General features: G+C 43.7%; 19 protein-coding genes and 1 other RNA gene. 10 read left to right on the top strand and 10 right to left on the bottom strand.

All coding sequences use genetic code 11. From position 1 onward, the window contains the following. Positions 1-39: 39 nt before the first annotated feature. The 6 genes from SE27_RS05780 to SE27_RS05800 form a co-directional block, all read right to left on the bottom strand. A complete protein-coding gene (locus tag SE27_RS05780) occupies positions 40-750 on the bottom strand; it encodes an ABC transporter ATP-binding protein (RefSeq protein ID WP_039621651.1) in 711 nt (236 codons plus the stop codon). Beyond that, positions 743-1,966, bottom strand: a complete 1,224-nt coding sequence (locus SE27_RS05785; RefSeq protein ID WP_039621652.1) for an ABC transporter permease — start codon at positions 1,964-1,966, stop codon at positions 743-745. Before SE27_RS05785 ends, SE27_RS05780 begins: the two co-directional genes overlap by 8 nt. After that, on the bottom strand, positions 1,963-3,192 hold the full coding sequence (locus SE27_RS05790; RefSeq protein ID WP_039621654.1) for an efflux RND transporter periplasmic adaptor subunit: 1,230 nt from the start codon (positions 3,190-3,192) through the stop codon (positions 1,963-1,965). Before SE27_RS05790 ends, SE27_RS05785 begins: the two co-directional genes overlap by 4 nt. Positions 3,193-3,655: 463 nt before the next feature. After that, a non-coding RNA gene (gene ssrS, locus SE27_RS13640) (6S RNA) lies at positions 3,656-3,840 on the bottom strand. A gap of 102 nt (positions 3,841-3,942) precedes the next feature. Continuing rightward, positions 3,943-4,227 carry a cell division protein ZapA gene (locus tag SE27_RS05795; protein ID WP_039621656.1) on the bottom strand — a complete coding sequence of 95 codons (285 nt, stop codon included), beginning with the start codon at positions 4,225-4,227 and terminating at the stop codon, positions 3,943-3,945. Further along, the gene (locus tag SE27_RS05800; protein WP_039621658.1) at positions 4,224-4,781 is read right to left on the bottom strand and encodes a hypothetical protein; all 558 of its coding nucleotides are present in this window, start codon (positions 4,779-4,781) and stop codon (positions 4,224-4,226) included. Before SE27_RS05800 ends, SE27_RS05795 begins: the two co-directional genes overlap by 4 nt. Before the next feature lie 64 nt (positions 4,782-4,845). Between SE27_RS05800 and SE27_RS05805 the strand changes: the two genes are divergently transcribed. The 5 genes from SE27_RS05805 to SE27_RS05825 all read left to right on the top strand — a co-directional run bounded on the left by SE27_RS05805 (position 4,846) and on the right by SE27_RS05825 (position 10,148). Beyond that, entirely contained in the window at positions 4,846-5,478 is a 633-nt protein-coding gene (locus SE27_RS05805; protein WP_039621660.1) for a UPF0149 family protein, read from the top strand. A gap of 79 nt (positions 5,479-5,557) precedes the next feature. Beyond that, complete coding sequence (locus SE27_RS05810; RefSeq protein WP_081406907.1) at positions 5,558-6,883, top strand: aminopeptidase P N-terminal domain-containing protein; 1,326 nt, start codon at positions 5,558-5,560, stop codon at positions 6,881-6,883. Between the two features lie 402 nt (positions 6,884-7,285). Continuing rightward, complete coding sequence (gene ubiH, locus SE27_RS05815; RefSeq protein WP_039621663.1) at positions 7,286-8,494, top strand: 2-octaprenyl-6-methoxyphenyl hydroxylase; 1,209 nt, start codon at positions 7,286-7,288, stop codon at positions 8,492-8,494. Then, positions 8,491-9,723: an FAD-dependent monooxygenase gene (locus tag SE27_RS05820; protein ID WP_039621664.1), complete on the top strand. Its 1,233-nt coding sequence runs from the start codon at positions 8,491-8,493 to the stop codon at positions 9,721-9,723. Before ubiH ends, SE27_RS05820 begins: the two co-directional genes overlap by 4 nt. Positions 9,724-9,899: 176 nt before the next feature. After that, positions 9,900-10,148, top strand: coding sequence for a hypothetical protein (locus tag SE27_RS05825; RefSeq protein ID WP_039621665.1), 249 nt, complete (start codon positions 9,900-9,902; stop codon positions 10,146-10,148). 82 nt (positions 10,149-10,230) lie between these two features. On the opposite strand, the gene rsmI is transcribed toward SE27_RS05825, so the two are convergent. Continuing rightward, positions 10,231-11,070 (bottom strand): 16S rRNA (cytidine(1402)-2'-O)-methyltransferase, encoded by an 840-nt coding sequence (gene rsmI / locus SE27_RS05830; RefSeq protein ID WP_039621666.1) that lies wholly within the window; start codon positions 11,068-11,070, stop codon positions 10,231-10,233. Positions 11,071-11,082: 12 nt separating this feature from the next. Here rsmI and SE27_RS05835 point away from each other — a divergent pair, with 12 nt between their 5' ends. The 4 genes from SE27_RS05835 (at position 11,083) to SE27_RS05850 (ending at position 14,073) form a co-directional block, all read left to right on the top strand. Then, positions 11,083-12,018, top strand: coding sequence for a penicillin-binding protein activator (locus SE27_RS05835; RefSeq protein WP_039621667.1), 936 nt, complete (start codon positions 11,083-11,085; stop codon positions 12,016-12,018). Further along, the gene (locus SE27_RS05840; protein WP_039621668.1) at positions 12,018-12,449 is read left to right on the top strand and encodes a YraN family protein; all 432 of its coding nucleotides are present in this window, start codon (positions 12,018-12,020) and stop codon (positions 12,447-12,449) included. Before SE27_RS05835 ends, SE27_RS05840 begins: the two co-directional genes overlap by 1 nt. Before the next feature lie 63 nt (positions 12,450-12,512). Further along, positions 12,513-13,196, top strand: coding sequence for a BON domain-containing protein (locus SE27_RS05845; protein ID WP_039621669.1), 684 nt, complete (start codon positions 12,513-12,515; stop codon positions 13,194-13,196). Further along, positions 13,186-14,073 carry an alpha/beta hydrolase gene (locus SE27_RS05850; protein ID WP_039621670.1) on the top strand — a complete coding sequence of 296 codons (888 nt, stop codon included), beginning with the start codon at positions 13,186-13,188 and terminating at the stop codon, positions 14,071-14,073. Before SE27_RS05845 ends, SE27_RS05850 begins: the two co-directional genes overlap by 11 nt. Positions 14,074-14,092: 19 nt before the next feature. On the opposite strand, the gene nudC is transcribed toward SE27_RS05850, so the two are convergent. The 3 genes from nudC to dnaQ form a co-directional block, all read right to left on the bottom strand. Beyond that, positions 14,093-14,866, bottom strand: a complete 774-nt coding sequence (nudC, locus tag SE27_RS05855) for an NAD(+) diphosphatase (protein WP_039621672.1) — start codon at positions 14,864-14,866, stop codon at positions 14,093-14,095. Beyond that, positions 14,866-16,509, bottom strand: coding sequence for a hypothetical protein (locus SE27_RS05860; RefSeq protein WP_039621674.1), 1,644 nt, complete (start codon positions 16,507-16,509; stop codon positions 14,866-14,868). Before SE27_RS05860 ends, nudC begins: the two co-directional genes overlap by 1 nt. 125 nt (positions 16,510-16,634) lie before the next feature. Then, positions 16,635-18,095 (bottom strand): DNA polymerase III subunit epsilon, encoded by a 1,461-nt coding sequence (gene dnaQ / locus SE27_RS05865; protein ID WP_039621676.1) that lies wholly within the window; start codon positions 18,093-18,095, stop codon positions 16,635-16,637. 221 nt (positions 18,096-18,316) lie between these two features. Here dnaQ and SE27_RS05870 point away from each other — a divergent pair, with 221 nt between their 5' ends. Beyond that, complete coding sequence (locus SE27_RS05870; protein WP_039621678.1) at positions 18,317-21,577, top strand: LysM peptidoglycan-binding domain-containing protein; 3,261 nt, start codon at positions 18,317-18,319, stop codon at positions 21,575-21,577. Position 21,578 lies beyond the last annotated feature (1 nt).

The following is a 21,578-nucleotide window of genomic DNA, read 5'->3' on the forward strand; positions in this document are numbered from 1 at the left end:
TTTACTACGCGTGTCGCTTGAGGATACGGGGGAAACAATCTATTTTATATTCGATGAATCACTTTCAATCCGACCATCCACCAGATTAATGGTTCGATCGCAGGCTGCCGATAGACGCGGATCATGTGTGACCAAGAGTACGGCACAATCTCGTTCTTGATTGACTTTACGGAACAATTTAAAAACCTCAGCAGCAGTTTGGGTGTCCAGATTTCCAGTGGGTTCATCGGCCAACAGTAATGCCGGTTTGGTGATCAGCGCCCGTGCAATGGCCACGCGCTGTTGCTGACCGCCCGAAAGTTGATTCGGTTTTCTGTCGGCAAATTTTTCCAGACCCACCGCAGCCAGTAATTCACGTGCGTGCTGTAGCATTAATTTATCCGGTTTTCCTTGTGTCAGCATCAACGGCATCAATACATTGTCCAATGCAGTAAAGGCATCAATTAAATGATGAAACTGAAACACAAAGCCAATGCTATTGCCACGTAGCGCAGTGCGTCCTGCATCTTGCATAGCACTGGTGGCCTGACCCAGTAAATACAGCTCGCCACTGGTGGGCTGATCCAGCAAGCCCAATATATTTAATAAGGTACTTTTTCCTGAGCCAGAAGGGCCAATCAGTGCGGCAAAGTCATTGCGATGAATAGACAAATCAATCCCATGCAGCACTTCAACTTCATTGGCTTGGCCAATATTGTAAGATTTACGCAGCGCATCTAGACGCAGTACTTCAGTAGATTGATCAGACATGACGAATCGCCTCGACAGGATCCAGTGCGGCTGCGCGACGTGCGGGTATTGCAGCCGCCAATACGCCTGTGAGCGTGGCCAATAATAAGGCTACGATCACCAGTTCGATTGAGATTGGAATATAAAACAAACCGGGACCAAAGGTGTTAAAGACCCATACCAGCGCAAAACTGGCCACACTGCCGACCACTGAACCAAACAAGCCAAACAGCGCACCTTGAAATAAAAATATTCTTAAAATTTGCTGCTGCGTGGCACCGGTGGCACGTAAAATACCAATTTCTCGGGTGCGCTGCACCACACTGACCGACAACACACTGGCAATGCCAAAGGCCACTGAAATCGCCACAAAGATAATAATCATGTTGGTGGACAGGCTCTGGGCTGAAATCGCATTCATCAGTTGCGCATTGGTTTTAATCCAGCTTTCGGCCTGTAAAGAAGTCAACCGTCCGACCCGCGCCGCAATGTTCTCTGCCTCAAAAATATCGGCCACGGTCAGATCGATTACGGTCACACCGCCGGGAAGGCTCAGTAAGGATTGCGCTTGTTTTAAATCTAAATACACATAACGCGCATCCAGTTCGCGTACGCCCAGTTCAAAAATACCGGCAATATTCACCACCGCACTATTTTGCTGACCAGTATCGAGTCGCAGCTTATTGCCGACTTGTACGCCTAAATCCTTGGCCAATTGGCTGCCAATCAGCACTTCATTGGCACCGACCCGCATTTGACCACTGAGCAAATAATCTTTAAGCGGAATAATTTTTTGATAACGCTCCGGATCAATTCCAACCAAGGCCACTGATGCTAAGCCATCACCGCGTCTAACAAACGCAGGTCCAGAGACAATCGGGGATACTGCGGTCAGTAAAGGCAGCTGATCTAAAGTGGCGATAATTTGCTGCCAGTTATTGATTGAGCGTAAGCGCTGTGCGCGTTTATCCTCTTGTAACAACTGTACAGTTCCGGCAGGAGGACGCTGTATTTGATTAACTTCATCCGGTGACAGCAAGCGAATATGCGCCTGAGTGCCTAGGGTGCGCTGGATAATATTAGACTGTAGACCTTGCATCAACGCCGTGACAAACACAATCACCGCCACACCTACCGCCACGCCCACGGTAATCATGATGGACTGCGCACGTCCTTCACGTAAAAAACTGATCGCAATGGTCCATTCGATCCACAGTCGCCCGAGAAATTTTTTCAATCGAATTTCACCGGTAATTCATTTTTGCTGTCGGTGTTATTACTTGGCTCAGCGGCGGATATTTTTTGGAGCGTTAAGCGTGCTCGCGTACCATCTTTTAACGGCGATACTGCATCTGCCAATACTTGTTCGCCATCTTGTAAACCAGAAACAACTTCAGACATGGCCAAACCGCGTAAACCCAAAGTGACTGTCTGACGGTGGATTTTACCATCACGTAGCAGCAATACGATTGCCTTATTGCCTTGCACATTGCCTAAAGCATCATTGGGAATGACCCGTGTATGTGCACGCTGATCTGTTTCGATATTCACTGACACGGTCATATCCTGACGTAAAAAATCAGGCACAGGGTCAACTGTTAATCTGACCTCTACCGTACCGCGCTCTGGATCAATACTCGGTGCAATAAAATTAATTTGGGCAGGAAAAGGTCGATCTGGATAAGCATCCGCAATTACACTGGCATTTTGCTGTAATGCCAAGCGAGGTAAATTTCGTTCATCTAATGGCACACGAATTTCGGTATTGCCATCTAAGGCAATGGTGAACAGGGTCATGCTGGGCTGTACCAAATCACCGGGTTCGACATTGCGTGTCAGAACGATTCCTGTCACTTCGCTACTCACTTGGGTTTTGGCCAGCTGCGCTTGTAGGGCAACCAGACGTTCACGCAGCACAATCTCTTCGGCTTTACCGGGGGCGAGTGCAAGTGCTTTTAAACGCGCTGATTCCACATTATTACGTGCCAGACTTTCCGCTTTTTCAGATTGTTCTAGCTCTTCTTTTGAAATAACTGAATCTTTGGCTAAAATCCGTCTGCGCTGTAGTTCACGGCTGGCTTGTGCCAACTGCACTTGCGTATTGGCCAAGTCGACGCTGGCTTGGGGGCGCGTGCTGCTCATCAGTTCATTTAGCGCCGCTTCTGCTTGGCGCACTTGTGCGGTCAGCTCATCCGATCTTAGCACTAACAGTAAATCGCCTCGTGTAACGCGGTCACCTTCTTGCACCAAACGTTTAAGTACTACTCCGGTAATTTCACTGCCCACTTGCGTACGCGATACCGTCACCACGCGTCCAGTTGCCACCACGGTTTGCACCAACGGCATCGAGTTAATGCTATAGCCTGATAATAATGGACCTTGCCACCAGCGAAATACAGCAAAACCGGCTGCAAGTATGAGCAGTAGCATAATTACCGCAGATTTATAGCGGACAGCGCGCAATGAGATTCTCCAATTGAGAGTAAAGCGTAGTCTATTTATTGTTAAAATAGTGTCATTTCTTAATCATTTTAAAAGTCAGAACAACATATGGTTTTGAAAGGCTTTTAGATGCTGTAAATTTTAGCGCTAATGTGTTCTGGTCTACCTTTAGCATAGGCTGATTTCAGCATAAAAGCTTTTAGACCATGGAATAGTAGAGCAAGTGGAGACATTTGAATAGCGCGTTTTAAATGGCTATTCGCAGGCTTTGCTGAAAATGTTATCAGTATGATTCACGAAAACAGGCAAGAGTGGTTTTAACTGGCTTTTTTAAGTACGAAATAGCGCTAGAGGTCTATCTTTTATATCGCTGAGCGCAAATGGTGAAGCGCTTTAAGCCAAACAAGTAGGGGGTTTCGAGGCTTAAATTAATGAGATATTTCTGGATGATAAAATGCTTATTCTTTTAATGCTAAATAAAATGAAAAACTCCGAGGATGCCGCTGCATGTCATTACCCTTGAACCCTAAAGTTCAAGGTGGACGCGGCGCATACTTGCTGGGTTTCCTACTCGAAGGCAGGCATACACTCTAAATATACAGAACGCATCCGGGGGTGTAGATATCGGCTCAGGGGAATCTGACTCGCTGGCTAACACCTCAGAGGTGCATTCAGTATAACTAAAAAACCGCAGTTGGCAAATCTTCACTGTGCAACAACTGTAATCTTAGATTGCAACTGTTGTTAGTTTAGCCAATTTTGTCTAAACAGCTAAGTTAACTCTGCCACATCTTCTAAAATGGTGCTTAATAAACGTTCACAATGCGCATATTCTTGCAGTGATTTATTCATCGCTAACACTTCTTGCATCAGCTCAAGTGCCACCATAATAATCAGTTTGCTTGGTTCAAGTCGCGGTGCTTTACGCCGAAATTCATCGTATTTTTCATTTAATAATTCAGCAGCACGCTCTAGATCACCTTTTTCAGTTTCAGTGGTGGCCAAACGGAAATTGTGTCCCAAAACCCGCAGTTCAACTGCAATTTGTTCACTCATGGCGAAATCTCCTCATTGCTTTCTGTGGGATGGGCCAATTGTTGAATTTCTTGTGCATGTTGATCTTGTGCCGTACCCAAAATAGACAAGCGCTGAATAATCGCTTCAACTTTGGCTTTGGCATGTTCATTTTTTTGTAACAATCTTTCACGTTCTTGCTGTAACGCTTGAATTTCCTGTTGCGCAAGACGCTGCTCATTTTGCATTTTCTCTTTTACCACCCGTAGTTCGTTACGTTCGGCTAAGATTTCCTGAAAACGATTTTTCAGATCGGTACAACTTTTTTCTAAACGGCCATAACGATCTGCCAAAGAGGTGGCATCGGTATTTAATTGCTTAAATTGTGACTGCGCCTCGCTAAGCTGTTCGCTTAAAGTGTCTATTTCTTCTTGTTTGTGGGTGATGATGCCATTTTTTTGTACAATTTGGGCATGGTGATGCGCAGCAGAATCTTCTTTTGCCGCGTTGAGTGCACTATTTTCACTTTCATAATGCGTAAGTCGCGTTTTTAAAACGCCAAGGTGCGCCTGTAGACGCTGTAATTCTTCTAACATATCGTAGTCGCACAGTATTGCAAACAAAGGTAATATACACGAAGTATAGAGATTGGATAAACGAATGCAAGACGATATTTCAGGTTGGTCGCAGTGGCACCACAATTTTTCAAAAATTGAAGAACTTTCAAGCCCAAGTGAGTTACATGGCTTACTTACAGGTATTGTTTGTGTTACTCAAGCACCGACCAGTGAAGAGTGGCAGCAAATCTTAACCACGTTGGAAATTCCAGCGTTGGATGAGCAGGTATTAAATGCTTTGGTGGATGAGGCCGAAGATGTTTTTCATGCTTTATCGGATGATGAACTGGATTATCTGCCGCTGTTGCCTGATGATGAACATGCCTTGGTCGATCGCGTGCAAGCATTAGCCGATTGGTGTGCCGGAGTGGTTCTCGGTTTTGGTTTGGCTTCAGGTCATATTCGCCCCGATGAAAAAGAGCTGATCGAGCATCTGCAAGATGTGGCGGCAGTTGAATTTGAAGAATCCGATGATGATGAAGAAGGCGAGCAAAGCTATCAAGAGTTATATGAATTTGTGCGCTTAATTCCAGTCAGTCTGTCTTTAGGGCGTCAAAAAGTCAGTATTACAGAAACACCGTTGCTGCAAAATATTCATCCGCAGGTAAAATCGATACTGCCAAGTACAGAAAGTAGCAGTGTGGTAGAAATGTTTACCCCAGACCGTCCGAGTTAATTTAAACGATTCTGTTTAACTCGCATGCTATTTTATAAAGCTATCCACCTTACTCATAAAGATAAAAGTAAACTCAATGATGAAACTGACTCAAGCAGATTTTCAGGAACGTCGTGACCGCCTAGCAGAAGAAATGGGTCCCCACGGTATTGCCATAATTGCCACCAGCGCGGTGGCGATGCGTAATCGTGATGCAGATTATAAATTTCGCGCGGACAGTAGTTTTTTCTACTTAACCGGATTCGCTGAACCTGAAGCCGTGGCCGTCATTGAGACTTTTGAGTCAATTGATGAAGGCTATACCTATAGCTTGTTCTGCCGTGAACGTAACCGTGACTTAGAAATTTGGAATGGTTACCGCGCCGGAGTAGATGGTGCAGTGGATGAGTATGAGGCTGATGAAGCCTATGCCATTGATTTGCTCGATCAAGAAATTATTGAAAAGCTGCTGAATAAACAGAAACTATTTTATCGTATAGGTCAGCAAGCTGAATTTGATGCGCGTGTTAGTCAATGGATTGCTGAAGCTGATGCGCAGCAACGTCGCGGTAATGGTTCACCTGCATATGTAATTCAATTGGATCGCCTGTTGGATGAAATGCGTTTGCATAAGTCAGCCAAAGAAATTGAGTTGATGCAAATAGCGGCCAATATCAGCAGCGAAGCGCATATACGTGCCATGCAAACGGTTAAACCGGACATGATGGAATATGCTTTAGAAGCCGAGCTAAATTATATCTTTGGTCAAAATGGTTGTGTACCCGCGTACAACAGTATTGTTGGTGGCGGCGCCAACGGCTGTATTTTACATTATGTTGAAAATGATCAAGTGCTCAAAGATGGCGATTTGGTGCTGATTGATGCCGCCTGTGAATATCAACTTTATGCATCTGATATTACCCGTACCTTTCCGGTTAACGGTAAATTTAGTCCTGAGCAAAAAGCCTTATATGAAGTGGTGTTAAAAGCGCAATTGGCGGCCATTGATGCCGTACAAGTGGGCAATTCCTACAAAGAGCCGCATCATGTTGCGGTGCGTATTTTGGTGCAAGGCTTACTGGATTTAGGTTTGATGCAAGGTGATTTGGATCAGATTATTAAATCAGAGCGTTTCAATCAATTCTATATGCACGGTACTGGGCACTGGCTAGGTATGGATGTGCATGATGTCGGCTCCTATAAGGCTGAAGGCGATTGGCGTGCTTATGAAGCAGGCATGGTGGTGACCATCGAGCCGGGATTATACATTGCACCCGATGATGAAACTGTCGATGCCAAATGGCGCGGCATTGGTATTCGTATTGAAGATGATGTGGTGGCAACAGCCGAAGGTCCATTGGTCTTGACCAAGAATGTGGTGAAGTCAGTTACTGATATTGAAGCATTGATGGCAACAGCATCTTAGTACAAAAATAGTAGTCGATTAAAAAAGCTGGTTTTATACCGGCTTTTTTATATCAGTCACTTTACTGGTCTACTTTAAATTCAAGCCATGATGATCGACTCATTTTACTCAAAGACAATTCAGTATCTGAATGATTTTTTATTTACATAATTATTTATAGGGGATTTCCGTACCATAACCATGCTGTTTATTTTTAATGCGACCCATCCTGCAGAGTTTGAGCAGGTGATTTTTAAAGCTTAAACCAATCTATCTTTTTGAGTTTGATCAAACTAAGCACACACAACCGCGTGCACGACAATGTAAAAACGGTTAGGCTTCAGGTAAGATAAAATCCATTACAGATGATAAGTATTGCCGCTCATTGATGAGTTTGTAATACCTGATAAAAAGGATGAAAGCATGCAGCAAGAAGTCATTATCGTGGGCGGTGGCATGGTTGGGCTAAGTTTAGCGCTCATGTTGGCCAAAGCAAAGATTGCGGTGAAATTGTTAGAAGCGATTCAGTACCCAAATTATGAGGATGCCGATCTTGCGCCTTATCACTCCAGTTTTGATGCGCGAAACAGTGCCTTATCCCGTCGTAGCGTGCAAATTTATCAAGAATTAGGTTTGTGGGATGTGCTGCAACAGCATGCCACACCCATTTTACATGTACATATTACCGAACAAGGCAGTTTTGGTAAGGCACGCTTGCTTGCAGAACAAGAAAAAGTCGAGAATTTTGGGCAGGTGATTGAAAATGCGTGGCTGGGCCGTGTATTGCTGACCCAAGTGCGTCAGCAGCCCCTCATTGAATTGATTGATGGCGTGCAAGTGACCGCATTAACCCAAGATCAAGATTATGCATATATCAAAGCGCTGCGCGGACAACAGCCTCTATCTTTACAAGCGAAACTACTGATTGCAGCCGATGGTCGCGATTCTTTTTGTCGTCAAGCTTTGGGGATTGGGGTTGATGAGCATGACTATGATCAAGTTGCCATTGTCACCACGGTACAAACCTCTAAACCGCATCAGCAGGTGGGTTTTGAGCGTTTTAGTCCTTTAGGGCCTTTGGCGTTATTGCCGCTACCGGGGGAGTATCGCCGTTCTGTGGTGTGGCCGGTGAAAAAAGGCACCGAACAGGAATGGCTGGGTGATGACAATGATCAACACTTCTTGGCTGCTTTACAACAAGCCTATGGCGATCGCGCTGGGAAATTCCAAAAAACCGGTAAACGCTTTAGTTATCCATTGTCACAAGTGTTGGCAGAAAAACAGGCCAGCGGCCGAGTGGTGTTAATGGGCAATGCTGCACATACCATTCATCCGGTTGCCGGTCAGGGTTTTAACCTATGTATGCGGGATGCCTATGTCTTGGTGCGCAGCTTAACCGAGCAATTGGCGAAATCATCCGATATTGGTGAGCCTCGCATGCTGCTGGCCTATGAAGCGGCACGTTTAACCGATCAACAACGGGTGATTAAATTTTGTGATTCAGTGGTACGCGGTTTTAGTAATCAAAATCCGATTTTAAAACTCATTCGCAATACCGGTTTACTGGCATTTGATGTGGTGCCCGGAATTAAACCTTTGATTGCCAATTACGCCATGGGGTTAAAAGCATGAGCACTGTTGTGGATGTGGTTATTATTGGCGGTGGTTTGGTGGGTGGTTTAACGGCCTTACTGCTGGCTGAAGGTGGTGTTCAAGCCACTGTTTTAGATGCAGCGCCCGTGCTTGATGCTGCCCAAACCTTAGCGGTGGCCAATCCGCGTGTTTTAGCGCTCAGCCAAGCCACCATTCATCTTTTAAAAACCGTCAAGGTTTGGGACAAACTTGCGCGTCAAATGCCGTACAGCGGTATGCAAGTCTGGAATAAAAATGGCTATGGCGACATTAATTTTGGTCAAGTCAGTGTGCATACGCCCAGTGATCAACAAGCTTTGGGTTCGATGGTTGAACCTAGTGTGTTGAACTTGGCCATTCAAGAAAAAATGCTCGAGCAGCTACACGATTATCGCACCAACGTACAAGTGACGCGTGTGGAGCAAGGCATTGATGTGTGGCATATCCATCTGGCCGATGGAACACAGCTGAGCACCAAGCTTGTGATTGGTGCAGATGGGGCCAATTCCTTTGTGCGTGAACAGGCTTTTATTGCTCTGGATGTTCTGGATTATAAACAAGCCGGTTTAACCTGTGCGATTCGAACAGCACAACCACACCAACATGTGGCGCGGCAAATTTTCTTGGAAACAGGGCCGTTGGCCTTATTACCCATGGCCAGTTTAGAGCCTGAACAAGACGGTTATTGGCAATCTATTGTGTGGACACTACCGGATGATTATGCCGAAGAATATGCCGCTTTAGATGATGCTGCATTTACCGCACTGTTAACCCGAGAAAGTCAGCATATGTTGGGTGAGGTGTTACAAGCCACGCCGCGGGCACAATTTCCACTTAAAGCACGTGCGGCACAGCAGTATGTGAAAGCAGGCTTGGCCTTGATTGGGGATGCAGCGCATGTGATTCATCCGTTGGCCGGACAAGGGGTGAATATTGGCTGTTTAGATGCTGCAATCTTATGTGATGTCTTGCTGCATGATCGAAAACGTGGCGTATGGGCGCATGAGCAAACTTTACAGCGCTATGAACACCGTCGTAAAGGACAAAATGATGCCATGATGCACAGCATGTCAGCGATTGGTTGGCTAGAAACCACTTCACTTTTTCCTGTGGTATGGGCGCGTAATTTTGGCTTAAAACAAGTGCAACAACGTCCTGCGTTAAAAGATGCATTTATGTCACAGGCCAATGGATTACATCTTTTAAAGGACACCTGTTACGCCGTTTAAGCACAAACAGCTGCTTTTTGTACAAATAGTCATATAAGTTTACTTTTTTGGTTAAAAAAGATACGATTTATCTGTGTTTTGCTCTATGCGAAATCCTGAGAGATTGCTAAATTTCTTCCTAATTCGCAATCAATTTAAATTAGATCAATAGCAGTGGTGGATGGGGAGAAACAAAGATGTCAGATATGAATGATTATGACGAAGTAGAGGAAACAGCCGTTGATGATGACGAGGCCAAAGCGGCTGAAAAAGGTGCATCTGACAGTGAAGTAACACCGACCGATGGTGATGTGGCTGAAGCAGAAACCTTAACCATTACGGCTAAACTTAAAAAGCGTCAAGCCTTAGAAGATCAACTGGCTGCTTTTTTGGCACAGGGTGGTCGTATTGTTGAAGTGCCACCTGATGAGGCAGCAAGAGATTAATTGTTTACACTGCTCAATTGAGTAATATAGATATAAAAAAGCATCACCAAAGTGATGCTTTTTTATGGGCAAAAATAAATATTTAAACTTTATCACTCAGCTCTAAAGCACGTTGATAAGCAATTTTCTTTTTCACTCCCGTTAAATCAGCCGCCAATTGCGATGCGGCTTTCACGGATAAATCTTGTAGTAAGCGCGTTAATAACTGATCAAGCTTTTCTTGCTCTAAATCTTTTTCTTGCGTCGCACCGCCCACCACCAAGACAATTTCGCCTTTTTGTTGGTTACGATCAGACTCAATAAACTCAACCAAATCGGCCAGTGTCATTTTTTTAATGGTTTCAAAGGTTTTGGTGATTTCACGGGCAAAACCCACGGGACGATCTGCACCAAAAACCTGCGCCATATCCTTGACTGATTCTAAAATACGATGCGGCGCTTCATAAAAAATTAAAGTTTGTGTTTCATCTTTGAGTTTATTGAGTTGAATTAAACGTTGCGACTGACGCGAAGCTAAAAAACCTTGGAAACTAAAGCGATCACTTGGCAGACCCACCGAACTTAAAGCGGCAATTGCAGCACAAGCCCCCGGCACAGGAATGACACGAATATTATGTTCTTGTGCAGCACGCACCAATTTAAAGCCTGGATCACTAATTAATGGCGTACCTGCATCACTAATTAAGGCCATATTTTCGCCTTTTAGTAATCTTTCAATTAAGATGTCAATTTTATTGCTTTCATTATGTTCATGACATGCGGTCAATGGCGTTGAGATATTATGATGTCTTAATAATTGCGCCGAGGTGCGTGTATCTTCTGCTGCAATAATACTGACCGACTTTAAAACCTCAATAGCACGATAAGTAATGTCATCTAAGTGCCCAATTGGGGTCGCTACAACAAATAACTGAGCACTCATAAGGTTTTTCCAATGTTAAATAATAAAAAATTTTTAATCGGCTTAATGCTATATGGCATGTTGCATTATGCACAAGCGGAAGTATTGGTTATTTTACCTGAATCGGGGCCTATGGCGCGAGCCGGATTAAGCATCAAACAAGGTTTTATGAGTGCTTATCAGGCGACGGATCAAAAAACGGTAATTAAATTTGTAAACTCGGATCAAAAAAGCATAGCGCAGCTGTTAAAGCAGAATCTTAATAAAAAAACCAAAATGATTGTGGGGCCTTTGGCGCGCAGTGAAGTTGAAGCCTTAATGCGTGCGCAACCTAAAGTGCGGGTCTTGGCTTTAAATGATGTGGTGCCACAAGCCAAAAATGTCTGGCAGTTTAGTTTGTCTAAAAAAGATGATGCCTATGCGCTGCATCAAGTTGTGCAAAAAGATCAGATTAAGCAGCTGTATATTGTGCGGCAAAAAAGTACCGAACAAGACAGTGAGTTGTTTATGATGGCGCTCATCGGACAGGCCGACTATCCCATTCGCGTATTAGATGAGGTGCCTTCAAAATTACCACGACAAAGCGGTTTGCTGTTGTTGGGCAGTTATGACTGGATTAATGGACTTAAAAAGCTGCCGAAGAAAAATTTATATGTACTGGCCAATAGCATTGAGCAAAATCAGACGCTGCCGCGCGGTGTGAAGTTCTGTGATACACCTGCACTGTACGGTGCTATATGGCCTGATGTGATTCAAGCCTATCAACAAAATCCAGTGTCGATGTCCTATCAACGATTATTGGCCTTTGGTGGTGATGTCTGGCATATTACTGAACAGTATTTACAGCAACCGAAATTAAAAACCATTGAATTTCAGGGGCGAACCGGATGGATTCAAATCAATGACAATCAAATTCAACGCATGCCGCAGTGCTATGAAAATAGCAAAAAAGGCTTAAGGATGTTGTAATGTTAAGCACAACCGGCACCGGATTAAATTTAGGCCAGTGGGCTGAACAGCAAGCATTAAGTATTTTGCAGGCACAAGGTTTTAAATTGATTGCTGCGAACTATCATTGTCGCTATGGAGAAATTGATTTGATTGTCGCCAAAGATCAGGAATTGATTTTTGTGGAAGTAAAGGCGCGTTCACTCACCCAATATGCGCAAGCTTATGAAAGTATTTCCTTAAGCAAGCAAAAGAAAATTATGAAATCTGCTTTAACTTTTTTAAATGCGAGGCCTGAGTTTGAAAATTTTTATTGTCGTTTTGATGTGATCTGTTTTGATTTTTTTCAACATGTTGCAAAAAAGATACAGCAAGATTTTTCTAAATACCCGTATGATCAGCAGTGGATTGAGAATGCTTTTACTTTCGAGTCAGAGTCGATTAATCTTTGAATAAAATCAGCATAGAAATGCTGAACAACATAGAATTGAAATTAATGTGAGGAGTCTTGCTGAGTGTTTAATCGTATTGCAATGACGTTGCTGTGTGTAGCAAGTTTATCAGGTTGTGCAAGTTTTATATCAAGTGGCACGGGGCCTGCGGCAGTGGGTACAGAAAGTGGCGCACGTTCATTGGGGCAAGTTTTTATCGATTCATCTATTGAGCGCACAGCCAAGATTAATCTATATAAATTAGATTCACGTTTTAAACAAGCACGCGTAAATATAGAAAGTTTTCATGGCAATGTGTTGCTGACCGGTCAAGTGCCTGATGCGCATTTAAAACAGTTGGCAGAAGATAATGTTCGCTCTATGAGTGATGTTAAAACCATTCATAATTATATTACGGTTGGCAATCAGATTGGTTATAGCACCATTATGCAAGACACCACAGTTACCGCCAATACGCGTGGGCTGATTATGAAAGCGACGGTTGTGTCCGACAGCAAAGTGCATGTCCATACCGAAGATGGGGTTTTATATGTGATGGGGCGCTTAAATACGGCTGAAATTAATGATTTAAATCAGGTGTTAGAGCAAGTCAGTAATGTCACTAAAATTATTACCTTAATTGATAATGTAGACCAAGCGCGTGCGGTGAATTCTAGTTTTAGCAGTCCAGTTATCAACGCACAGCCGATTGAACAAACACCAGTGGCGATTGATCCTGATGAAGCTGAGCCAATCAATGCTCAATAAGGTTATACATCAGGTTAAACGTGGGCTAGATCAAAATCTATTTTTGCTCAGAACCTTATATAGCGATTTTCGGGTTTACGATTTTGGCAGTTATGCTTTAAATCGTTTAACACCGCGCAAAGGCTATACGGTACGTGAAAATATTGCCTATGGTTTAAAGGCAAGACAGCGCTTAGATCTGTTTTATAGCCAAACACCGCGTCAGAAACGGCCATTAATCGTCTTTGTACATGGCGGTGCATGGTCACATGGTGATAAAAAAGACTATCGTTTTGTCGGTGAAGCTTTTGCTACTGAAGGCTATGATGTGGCGCTGATTAACTATCATCTGGCGCCAGAGCATATTTTCCCGCGCTCCATTGATGATTTAAGCGTGGCGTTAAACTATCTGGGTCAGCAGCAGGGCAACTTAAATATTTGCACTGATAATCTTATCTTGATGGGACATTCAGCCGGTGCTTTTAATGTGATGTCAGCCATGTATCATCCCACCGCTTATGCGCTGCAATGTCGTGCACAAATTCGGGCTATTATTGGATTATCGGGGCCTTATCATTTTGATTATAAAGACGATCCGCTGTGTGCGGATGCCTTTGATCAGAGCGTGCCTTATCAGCAGGTGATGCCGTATTATTTTGTCGAGCCGAATCAGGTCAAGCATTACTTGTTTTTGGCATCGAACGATCAAGTGGTGTCGCACAGTAATGCCATAGACTTGCAAGATAAGTTGAAACAAACCGGCAACCATAGCGAAATTATTCGTATTCCGCGCACAGGGCATATTTCAATTGTCGGTTCGCTTTCAAGTTTATTCAGTCCTTATTTTCAGACCAAGAATAAAATTCTGGTGGCTTTAGAGGATGCCTTAAAAGCCTAATCTATCGCATTGCTTTTATTTATAGCCATTCACGCGTGTCATCTGCAACCGGATGACCGTCAATTACATGTTTGATCATGGCGTAAGCAATACTGCCTTTAAATGGAATTTCTGGCAGTTGATCAAATTTAAAGAATTGAGCGTCGCTAATTTCTTCTTCTTGCAGCTGAATTTCACCATCGGCATATTCAGCACGGAAAGCAATCATTAAATTGCTGGGAAATGGCCATGGTTGGCTGGCAAGATATTGAATATTTTTTAACTTCAGTCCGACTTCCTCGAACGTCTCACGGCGTACCGCTTCTTCTAAGGTTTCGCCAACTTCGACAAAGCCAGCAATTAGGCCATACATATTGCTTTTATTTTTGGCATTTTTTGCCAATAAAATCTCATCGTCACCGCGCGTAATCAGGGTAATGACACAGGGTTGAACCCGTGGATATTGGCGATAACGGCAAGCAGGGCAGACCATCGCATGTTCATTGACATGCGCTTCGGTGGCATGACCACAGTGACTACAAAATTTATGGTTTCTACGCCATTCTAAAAGCTGAATCGCCCGACTGGCTTGTTCAAACTGTTGGATTGTCCACACCGTTAATAATTGACGGATGGCCACCAGTTGTAAGCCCGCCGGAATATCTTCATCTTCTAACAGATCGCGGGCAATCACTTGATCTCCCGCGTGAAAATATAGATCACTGGCTAAACTTTCCACTTCAGGAAGGTTAAAGTTCTGATCGACCAGAAGTTGTTGTTGATGGAAAATATAAGCAAGTGATAATTTAGACATTAGGCAACAGTTTTCAGTTTTTCGCTACTGCGTAATGCTACATCAAACATCGACTGTAATACAGGCTGTTTCTGCTTTAAATTATCAATCATCATATCGGCGCTGGCCAAGGTATCCAAGATGTGATTGACTTGCTCTGCACTCATTGCGGTTGAATGTTCAAGCTGCTGTTTAACAAAATTTTCTGCGGTTTTTAAAGCAGTTTGACCGACTTCTGCATTTAAGAATAACAATGCACCGCCGACTTCACCCAATTGCGTAGGCAGATTGGTGAGCGTCGCTAAATCATGGTCTTGTAAATATTGCACTAACATTTGGCTTGATAAATCAATCACGGCTTTGGCTTCATTTAACAGCGCAGCATGTGCTTCATCTAAACGATCGAGCGAAATATTCATGTTATTTACGCGCAACTGTAAACGACTTGAAGTGTGATGACGCTCCAATACCCCAATTGAGTTCATGGCCGATAAAATGCCATTCATCAATTCTTGAGCAAAGTTTTCATCTTTTAACACTTCAGCATCATTTAACAGACTGGCTTGTTTAGATAAATCATTAAAGGCTTCATTTAAATTCAACACTTTAAAAATATTGGCCAAGTTATACAGCTTTTGCTGTAATGCTTGGGTCTTTTCGGTGCTGAGGTTTTGATAGTGATATTCAATGTCATTGCGAATTTGTGCCATTTCCGTGGTCACAAGCTCACTAATGGTGTGCATGGTATCAAAATCAGGGCCATACAGATGACGGCTGAACACTTGTAACTGGGTGTCGGTTAAATGATCTTCACCCACATTCAACTGGTCACGAATCTGCTGTGCCGTTGCATCTTCTTGGCTAATACACAAACTTAAGATGTTGGCCAAGTCGACTAAATTGGCTTTAAAACGTTCTGGTGCATTGAAGTAATGTGCCATGTTGCGCTCAATACCAATCAGGCTGCGCAGACGTGGATCATTCAGCAATAAATCATCAATTTGGTTAAACGCCACATAGACCAAACCCCAGTATTGCTTGCTTGGTGTGGTTTCTGCTAAACCAGCTACATAAGCACCTACCAATTTAATCGCTTGTAGATCAAATTCAGTTTCTTCTTGCTTAAGCAGTTTGTTTAGACAGCTTTTATATAAGCGATGCACATACTGAGATTTTTCTAAGCTTGGTGCTTGAGGAAGTTGAAAGTCGGGGGTGATGTAATCCAGTAAAAACTCAATATGCTGGCCTTCGTGGGTCAGCGGTTTACCCAATACGATTTCTAAACGGTTCAGCGTATCGAGTAAAAATTGCGGAATTTTAACTTCACGCAAGCAAATAAATTCGATATAGCGTTTTAACATGGTGGTGCCTTCACTTAAGGCAATCACTTCTTGCGTGTTAATCTGCGTTGGATTGAGCATGATTTTACGCATTAATTCAGCAGAATATTGAGCCACTTTGGCCACAGCTTCCATATCAATTAAAGCCAGCACTTGGGCGCATTGCTCAAATTGATTCAGCGCATCATCAATACCAAAAGGTAAAGTTTGATCTTCTGCTAAGGTGCTAACCGCTGATTCGACTAATTTAATTGAGTTATCAACTTCATTTTTTATTATCAACAATGCAGTTGGGTCAAAATGAATAGAGGTTTGGTAAGACATGTATCTGCACCTTTCCTAGTGTTTATCTGTTTATGAGCAGCCCATTAAAGGCCAAACTTCTTTATGTTTAACTATAGCGTAACTGTTAAACGTTTAAATACAAAAAAACACTAGAAAAATAGATTTTATTTTGCAAAAAGACAAGCTGTTCCATGTTTTACCTCAAATTCCTTGACCCACGTCTCATGTGCGGTCAATTCTTGTGCTGAGGGTAAAATGACGGCAAGGTCAAGGTGAATGCTTTGCCGTGCGCTATGTGCATCTTGCTGTTCGCTCTCGGTTAAGCTGTCCATATCAAAGCTTACTTGACCACCAGTCATGGCCAAGTAGACATCTGCTAGAATTTCAGCATCCAGTAATGCGCCATGAAACGTACGATCACGCTGCGGAACTTCATAACGCCGCACCAAGGCATCGAGAGAGTTTTTCTGGCCCGGATGTTTGCTCTTGGCCATGACCAAGGTGTCGGTTACGCTACAGACCTCAGACAAGGCTTTAAAACCGGCGCGTTTAAACTCCATATTTAAGAAGTTCATGTCAAAATTGGCATTATGGGCGATAATTTCAGCGCCTTTTAAATACTCAAACAACACATCGGCAATGTCGGCATACACGGGTTTATCTTGTAAGAAGGCATCGGAAATGCCATGAATGTTTTCAGAATCACCGACCGGTTTTTTCGGATTGATATAAATATGAATGGAGCTGCCGGTTAATTTGCGATTCACCATTTCCAATGCGCCCACTTCAATAATGCGGTCGGTGTCTTGGAAATAAAAACCGGTGGTTTCTGTGTCTAGAATAAGTTGCCGCGGCCCATGCACATGCTGGGTACGCGGCGTAATCACAATATGCGGATGATCTGTGGTTAATAGCGCCGGCGCAATGTCCTCAAAATGCGCTACTTCCGTATCAACATCCGCCGCTACAGATTGTTGTTGAGCTGATGATGCGCGCTCTAAAGCTTCAGCTTGTTCTTCTATTTCCGGCTCGGTTTCTAATAGAGTTAAATCATCTGCTTCTTCAGGCTCCGACAGATCGGCTTCCATGAAGTCAAAACCAAACGGATCATCTAACAACCAGTCTTTTTCAGCTTTTTTTTTATCTGGATTTAAGCTTGCTTCAAATACGCTATCAATTTTTGCACTGGCCGTTTTCATGTGTTCTAGGGTTTGGTCTGCGCCTAAATTGGCCAGTTGGTCTGCCATTTCATTGCCCGGATGGCCTGCGTGGCCTTTAATCCAGTGCCATTCAATGTCACGACCTTGGCAGGTGGCATCAAGTTGTTTCCACAGATCAGGGTTTTTTACATCTTTCCAGTTTTTCTTTTTCCAGCCATGAATCCACTCTGTAATGCCTTGTTTGACATAATTTGAGTCTGTCCAAAGTACCAGTTTGGCATCCATCGGGCAAAATTTAATCCCTTCAATGGCGGCCATTAATTCCATGCGATTGTTGGTGGTTTGCGGCACACCGCCAAAGAGTTTGTGCTGCTCCGATTCAGTAATGATATATGCTCCCCAACCGCCTAAACCAGGATTGCCACGACAAGCGCCATCGACATAAAGGGTAATTGTTTGCGTCATATAAACCAAATCCGAATCAGTGAGTGAGCGTAAAATTGCCCCAAGTGAGTGCTATATTGTAAACATAATTGCCGTTTAGAACTGTAATACCGTATTCTTTTTTAATCTCTTGTAACATTTATACTGAACTCGCGTTAAATTATTGCCTTGTGTCTACGACATGCTTCACTACAATGGCATATCTAAAAAATAAATTTTATACGAGTTGTTTGGATTCTTTTATGTATAAACCAACCGCGATTTTGTGGCAGCCTGCATTACCCCATTTTTTTAAAATCACTGTACTAGGTTCAGCATTAGCTGCGCTAGGACTGACCGGCTGTTCTTCAGGCCCCAGTACCACACAAGGGTCAAAATCGAAACTGGTTGGTTCTGGATATTTAGATGCCAACAGCTTGGATTCTTTGGAAGATCTACTTTCAGCCACCGATATGCGTGCAGTGGAGGGGGATCGTCTGTTAATTTTAAAGCATGGTGATGTGTGGAAACGCATGACCGTGGGCTTTAAAATGGATCAAACCCATTATGATTCACGTATTGAAGCACAGCGCGGTTGGTTTATTTCTCGCCAGCCCTATTTAGATCGCTTAAGTGCGCGTGCTTCACGTTATTTGTATCACACGGTGAAAGAAGCAGAGCGCCGCGGTTTACCAACTGAACTGGCTTTATTACCGATTATTGAAAGCTCATATGACCCTGCGGCCACCAGTAGTGCAGCCGCTGCCGGTATGTGGCAGTTTATTCCCAGTACCGGACGTATTTATGGTTTAAAACAAACCAATTTATATGATGGTCGTCGTGATGTGGTGGAATCTACCCGTGCTGCCTATGAGTTTTTGGGCGGCCTATATAATCAATTTGGTTCATGGGAATTGGCTTTGGCGGCTTATAATGCTGGCCCCGGTCGCATTCAACAAGCCATTAACCGCAATAAAGCTGCCGGCTTACCAACCGATTATTGGTCGCTGAAACTTCCACAAGAAACCATGAATTATGTACCGCGCTTTTTGGCTGTGGCACAAATTATTAAAAATCCATCGGCTTATGGTGTGGCATTACCACCGATTGCGAACCGTCCACACTTTAGAGAAATCACTGTGGGGCCAGTGGATTTAAATGAAATTGCCTCGATTACCGGTTTAAGCCGTGCAGAGCTGTATCAGCTAAATCCGGGGCATCGTGGTGATCGTATCGATAGCGAAAGCCCAATGCGTGTGATTATTCCTGCCGATTTAAGCCCAGCAATTGATGCACGCTTAAAAAAATTACAATCGGGTTCAGGCGGTATATGGGCCAATACGGCGAAACCATTTACCCCAGAAAGAAACAATCCACCTGAATTAAACACCCAGACCATTAGCCCCGTTAAAACCGCGCCGCCCATTTTGGTCAGCAGTACTGTGGTTAAAAAGCCAACAGCTGCAGTAACACCAAGCGTTCAACCCAGCAATCCAGTTAGTAGCATGCCCTCTATTGGGCGTACGCCAACAAGTGCGGCGGCCTTGGCTTCATTTGCAGCCAATAGTGACATTCCAAGTGCGCCGCGTATTCCAGTGGCAGTGACTCAAGTGACCACTGTTAAACCGATTAATGTAGAGCCGCCATTGTCAGCGGCCGAGCGTGAGCAAATTTTGGCTGCGGTGAAAGCTGAAGGGCAAAATAAAACGGTTGAACAAGTTTTACAACCTGTGGCCAGCAAAGCAGAACAAGATCAGGTGGTGGCTGAGATTAAAGCCATTGCACCGCAAGGCACTGAAATTGTCGATCCATTTGATGGCAAAATTAAATTAACCGCTATTCAAACCAGTCAATCAGTGGCAGAGCAACAAGGCAAAGAACTCACCAAAGGCTTCTCTTACCCTAAAAGTGTGGCGCAAAATACCGCATTAAATTCTGATGAAGCCAAACGCAATCAAGGTAAAAATTACGTCAATACCGATTCAGAGCTGGTTTTGGTGCCCTCTAAAGCCAAACGCAGCACCTATACCGTATTGGCAGGCGATACCTTAGCTGTGATTGCCATGAAAAACGGTTTGAACTGGCGTGATGTGGCCAAGTGGAATCAAATTGATCCGAACTCTCCGCTGTATGTGGGAACCAGTATTTATTTGTATGATGCAAAACCACAAAGCACAGACAGTACTGTAATTAAGGCAAAAGTTGCGCCTGAAAGTTATGTCGTGCAAGCCAATGACAGTTTGACCGGTGTGGCCAGTCAGTTTGGGTTATCGGTCAAGCAATTGGCGGATTACAATGATTTATCGGTTAGTAGCGGTTTACGGGTCGGGCAAAAATTATCGTTAAAGGAAAGCGCTACAACTCGTAATCCGATAGAAAGCAAGATCAGCAATGCAGGGGCTGCGGTTAAAATAAAGACCAAGTCGTATGTGGTCAAGCGCGGTGAGTATTTAAAATTACTGGCAGATCGTTATGCCTTGTCCAATCAGGAACTGGCGGATTTAACCAGCGGTTTAACCTCAAGCAGCAACTTGTTGGTTGGACAGAAAATTAATGTCCCCCTACAAGAAGTGAGTGCTAAGCTTGAGCCGAAGTCAGAGGAAAAAGTTAGCCCTGCTAAAGTAGATGTGACTGCAATCGCGGTAAGCTATAAAACTGAAAATTATCAAGTGCAACGCGGTGATACTTTATCCAGCATTGCTGCACAGAGCAAAATCTCTTTAACGGAGTTGGCGCAATTAAATAAACTCAATAACAGCAGTGGCGTGCAAGTGGGTCAAACCCTTAAAGTACCTGCTGGGACAAGTACACCTGAAAGTTATACCGTACAGTCGGGCGATAGTTTGTCGGGTATTTCTGCTAAATATAATTTAAGCATGGATTATATTGCCAATATTAACGGCATCAATCGTAACAGTGGTGTGCGCGTGGGGCAGCGTTTAAAACTCACCGGTGAAGACATTGCACTCGCCCCTAAAATTGAGCTCAAAAATGAAACGATCAAGGTGGATAAAGCCACAGATACGCATGTGGTCAAAGCCGGTGAAACCTTAAGCAGTATTGCGAAAAAATATCATCTACAGTTAGATTACTTATCCGATTTAAACGGTTTAACCAAAAATAGCAATGTGCGTGCCGGCCAACGTTTAAAAGTAGATGGAGATCTGCCCAAGGTAGAGGCGAAAGTTGAGCTTGCGCCAAGCAAAGCCGTTAAAGCGAACAAAAGCGGTATCAGCTACACGGTCAAAGCAGGTGAATCACTCATTGGTATTGCCAATCAAATGGGCATCTCCGCTGCTGAGTTGGCGGCATTGAATGACTTAAATAGCCGTGCGGGTTTACGTATCGGTCAGCAAATCATGGTGCCTCAGACGATGGTGGACTATAAAGTTAAACGTGGTGATACGCTTATCGGTTTGGCCACGCGTTACGGGGTAGAAACCGGAAAACTGGCTGAAATGAACGATCTTCAACCAAATACGCAATTGCGTATGGGCGAAGTGATTAAAGTTCCCAACCTATAAA

Origin of the sequence: Acinetobacter harbinensis, from assembly GCF_000816495.1 — a bacterium.
Lineage (GTDB): Bacteria > Pseudomonadota > Gammaproteobacteria > Pseudomonadales > Moraxellaceae > Acinetobacter > Acinetobacter harbinensis.

Coding starts and splice junctions, on each gene's coding strand:
- SE27_RS05840 (WP_039621668.1), top strand. CDS start 12,018: ATGTTAAGCACAACCGGCACCGGATTAAATTTAGGCCAGTGGGCTGAA.
- SE27_RS05795 (WP_039621656.1), bottom strand. CDS start 4,227: ATGAGTGAACAAATTGCAGTTGAACTGCGGGTTTTGGGACACAATTTC.
- nudC (WP_039621672.1), bottom strand. CDS start 14,866: ATGTCTAAATTATCACTTGCTTATATTTTCCATCAACAACAACTTCTG.
- SE27_RS05805 (WP_039621660.1), top strand. CDS start 4,846: ATGCAAGACGATATTTCAGGTTGGTCGCAGTGGCACCACAATTTTTCA.
- SE27_RS05850 (WP_039621670.1), top strand. CDS start 13,186: ATGCTCAATAAGGTTATACATCAGGTTAAACGTGGGCTAGATCAAAAT.
- rsmI (WP_039621666.1), bottom strand. CDS start 11,070: ATGAGTGCTCAGTTATTTGTTGTAGCGACCCCAATTGGGCACTTAGAT.
- SE27_RS05820 (WP_039621664.1), top strand. CDS start 8,491: ATGAGCACTGTTGTGGATGTGGTTATTATTGGCGGTGGTTTGGTGGGT.
- ubiH (WP_039621663.1), top strand. CDS start 7,286: ATGCAGCAAGAAGTCATTATCGTGGGCGGTGGCATGGTTGGGCTAAGT.
- SE27_RS05860 (WP_039621674.1), bottom strand. CDS start 16,509: ATGTCTTACCAAACCTCTATTCATTTTGACCCAACTGCATTGTTGATA.
- SE27_RS05835 (WP_039621667.1), top strand. CDS start 11,083: ATGTTAAATAATAAAAAATTTTTAATCGGCTTAATGCTATATGGCATG.
- SE27_RS05810 (WP_081406907.1), top strand. CDS start 5,558: ATGAAACTGACTCAAGCAGATTTTCAGGAACGTCGTGACCGCCTAGCA.
- dnaQ (WP_039621676.1), bottom strand. CDS start 18,095: ATGACGCAAACAATTACCCTTTATGTCGATGGCGCTTGTCGTGGCAAT.
- SE27_RS05800 (WP_039621658.1), bottom strand. CDS start 4,781: ATGTTAGAAGAATTACAGCGTCTACAGGCGCACCTTGGCGTTTTAAAA.
- SE27_RS05870 (WP_039621678.1), top strand. CDS start 18,317: ATGTATAAACCAACCGCGATTTTGTGGCAGCCTGCATTACCCCATTTT.
- SE27_RS05780 (WP_039621651.1), bottom strand. CDS start 750: ATGTCTGATCAATCTACTGAAGTACTGCGTCTAGATGCGCTGCGTAAA.
- SE27_RS05825 (WP_039621665.1), top strand. CDS start 9,900: ATGTCAGATATGAATGATTATGACGAAGTAGAGGAAACAGCCGTTGAT.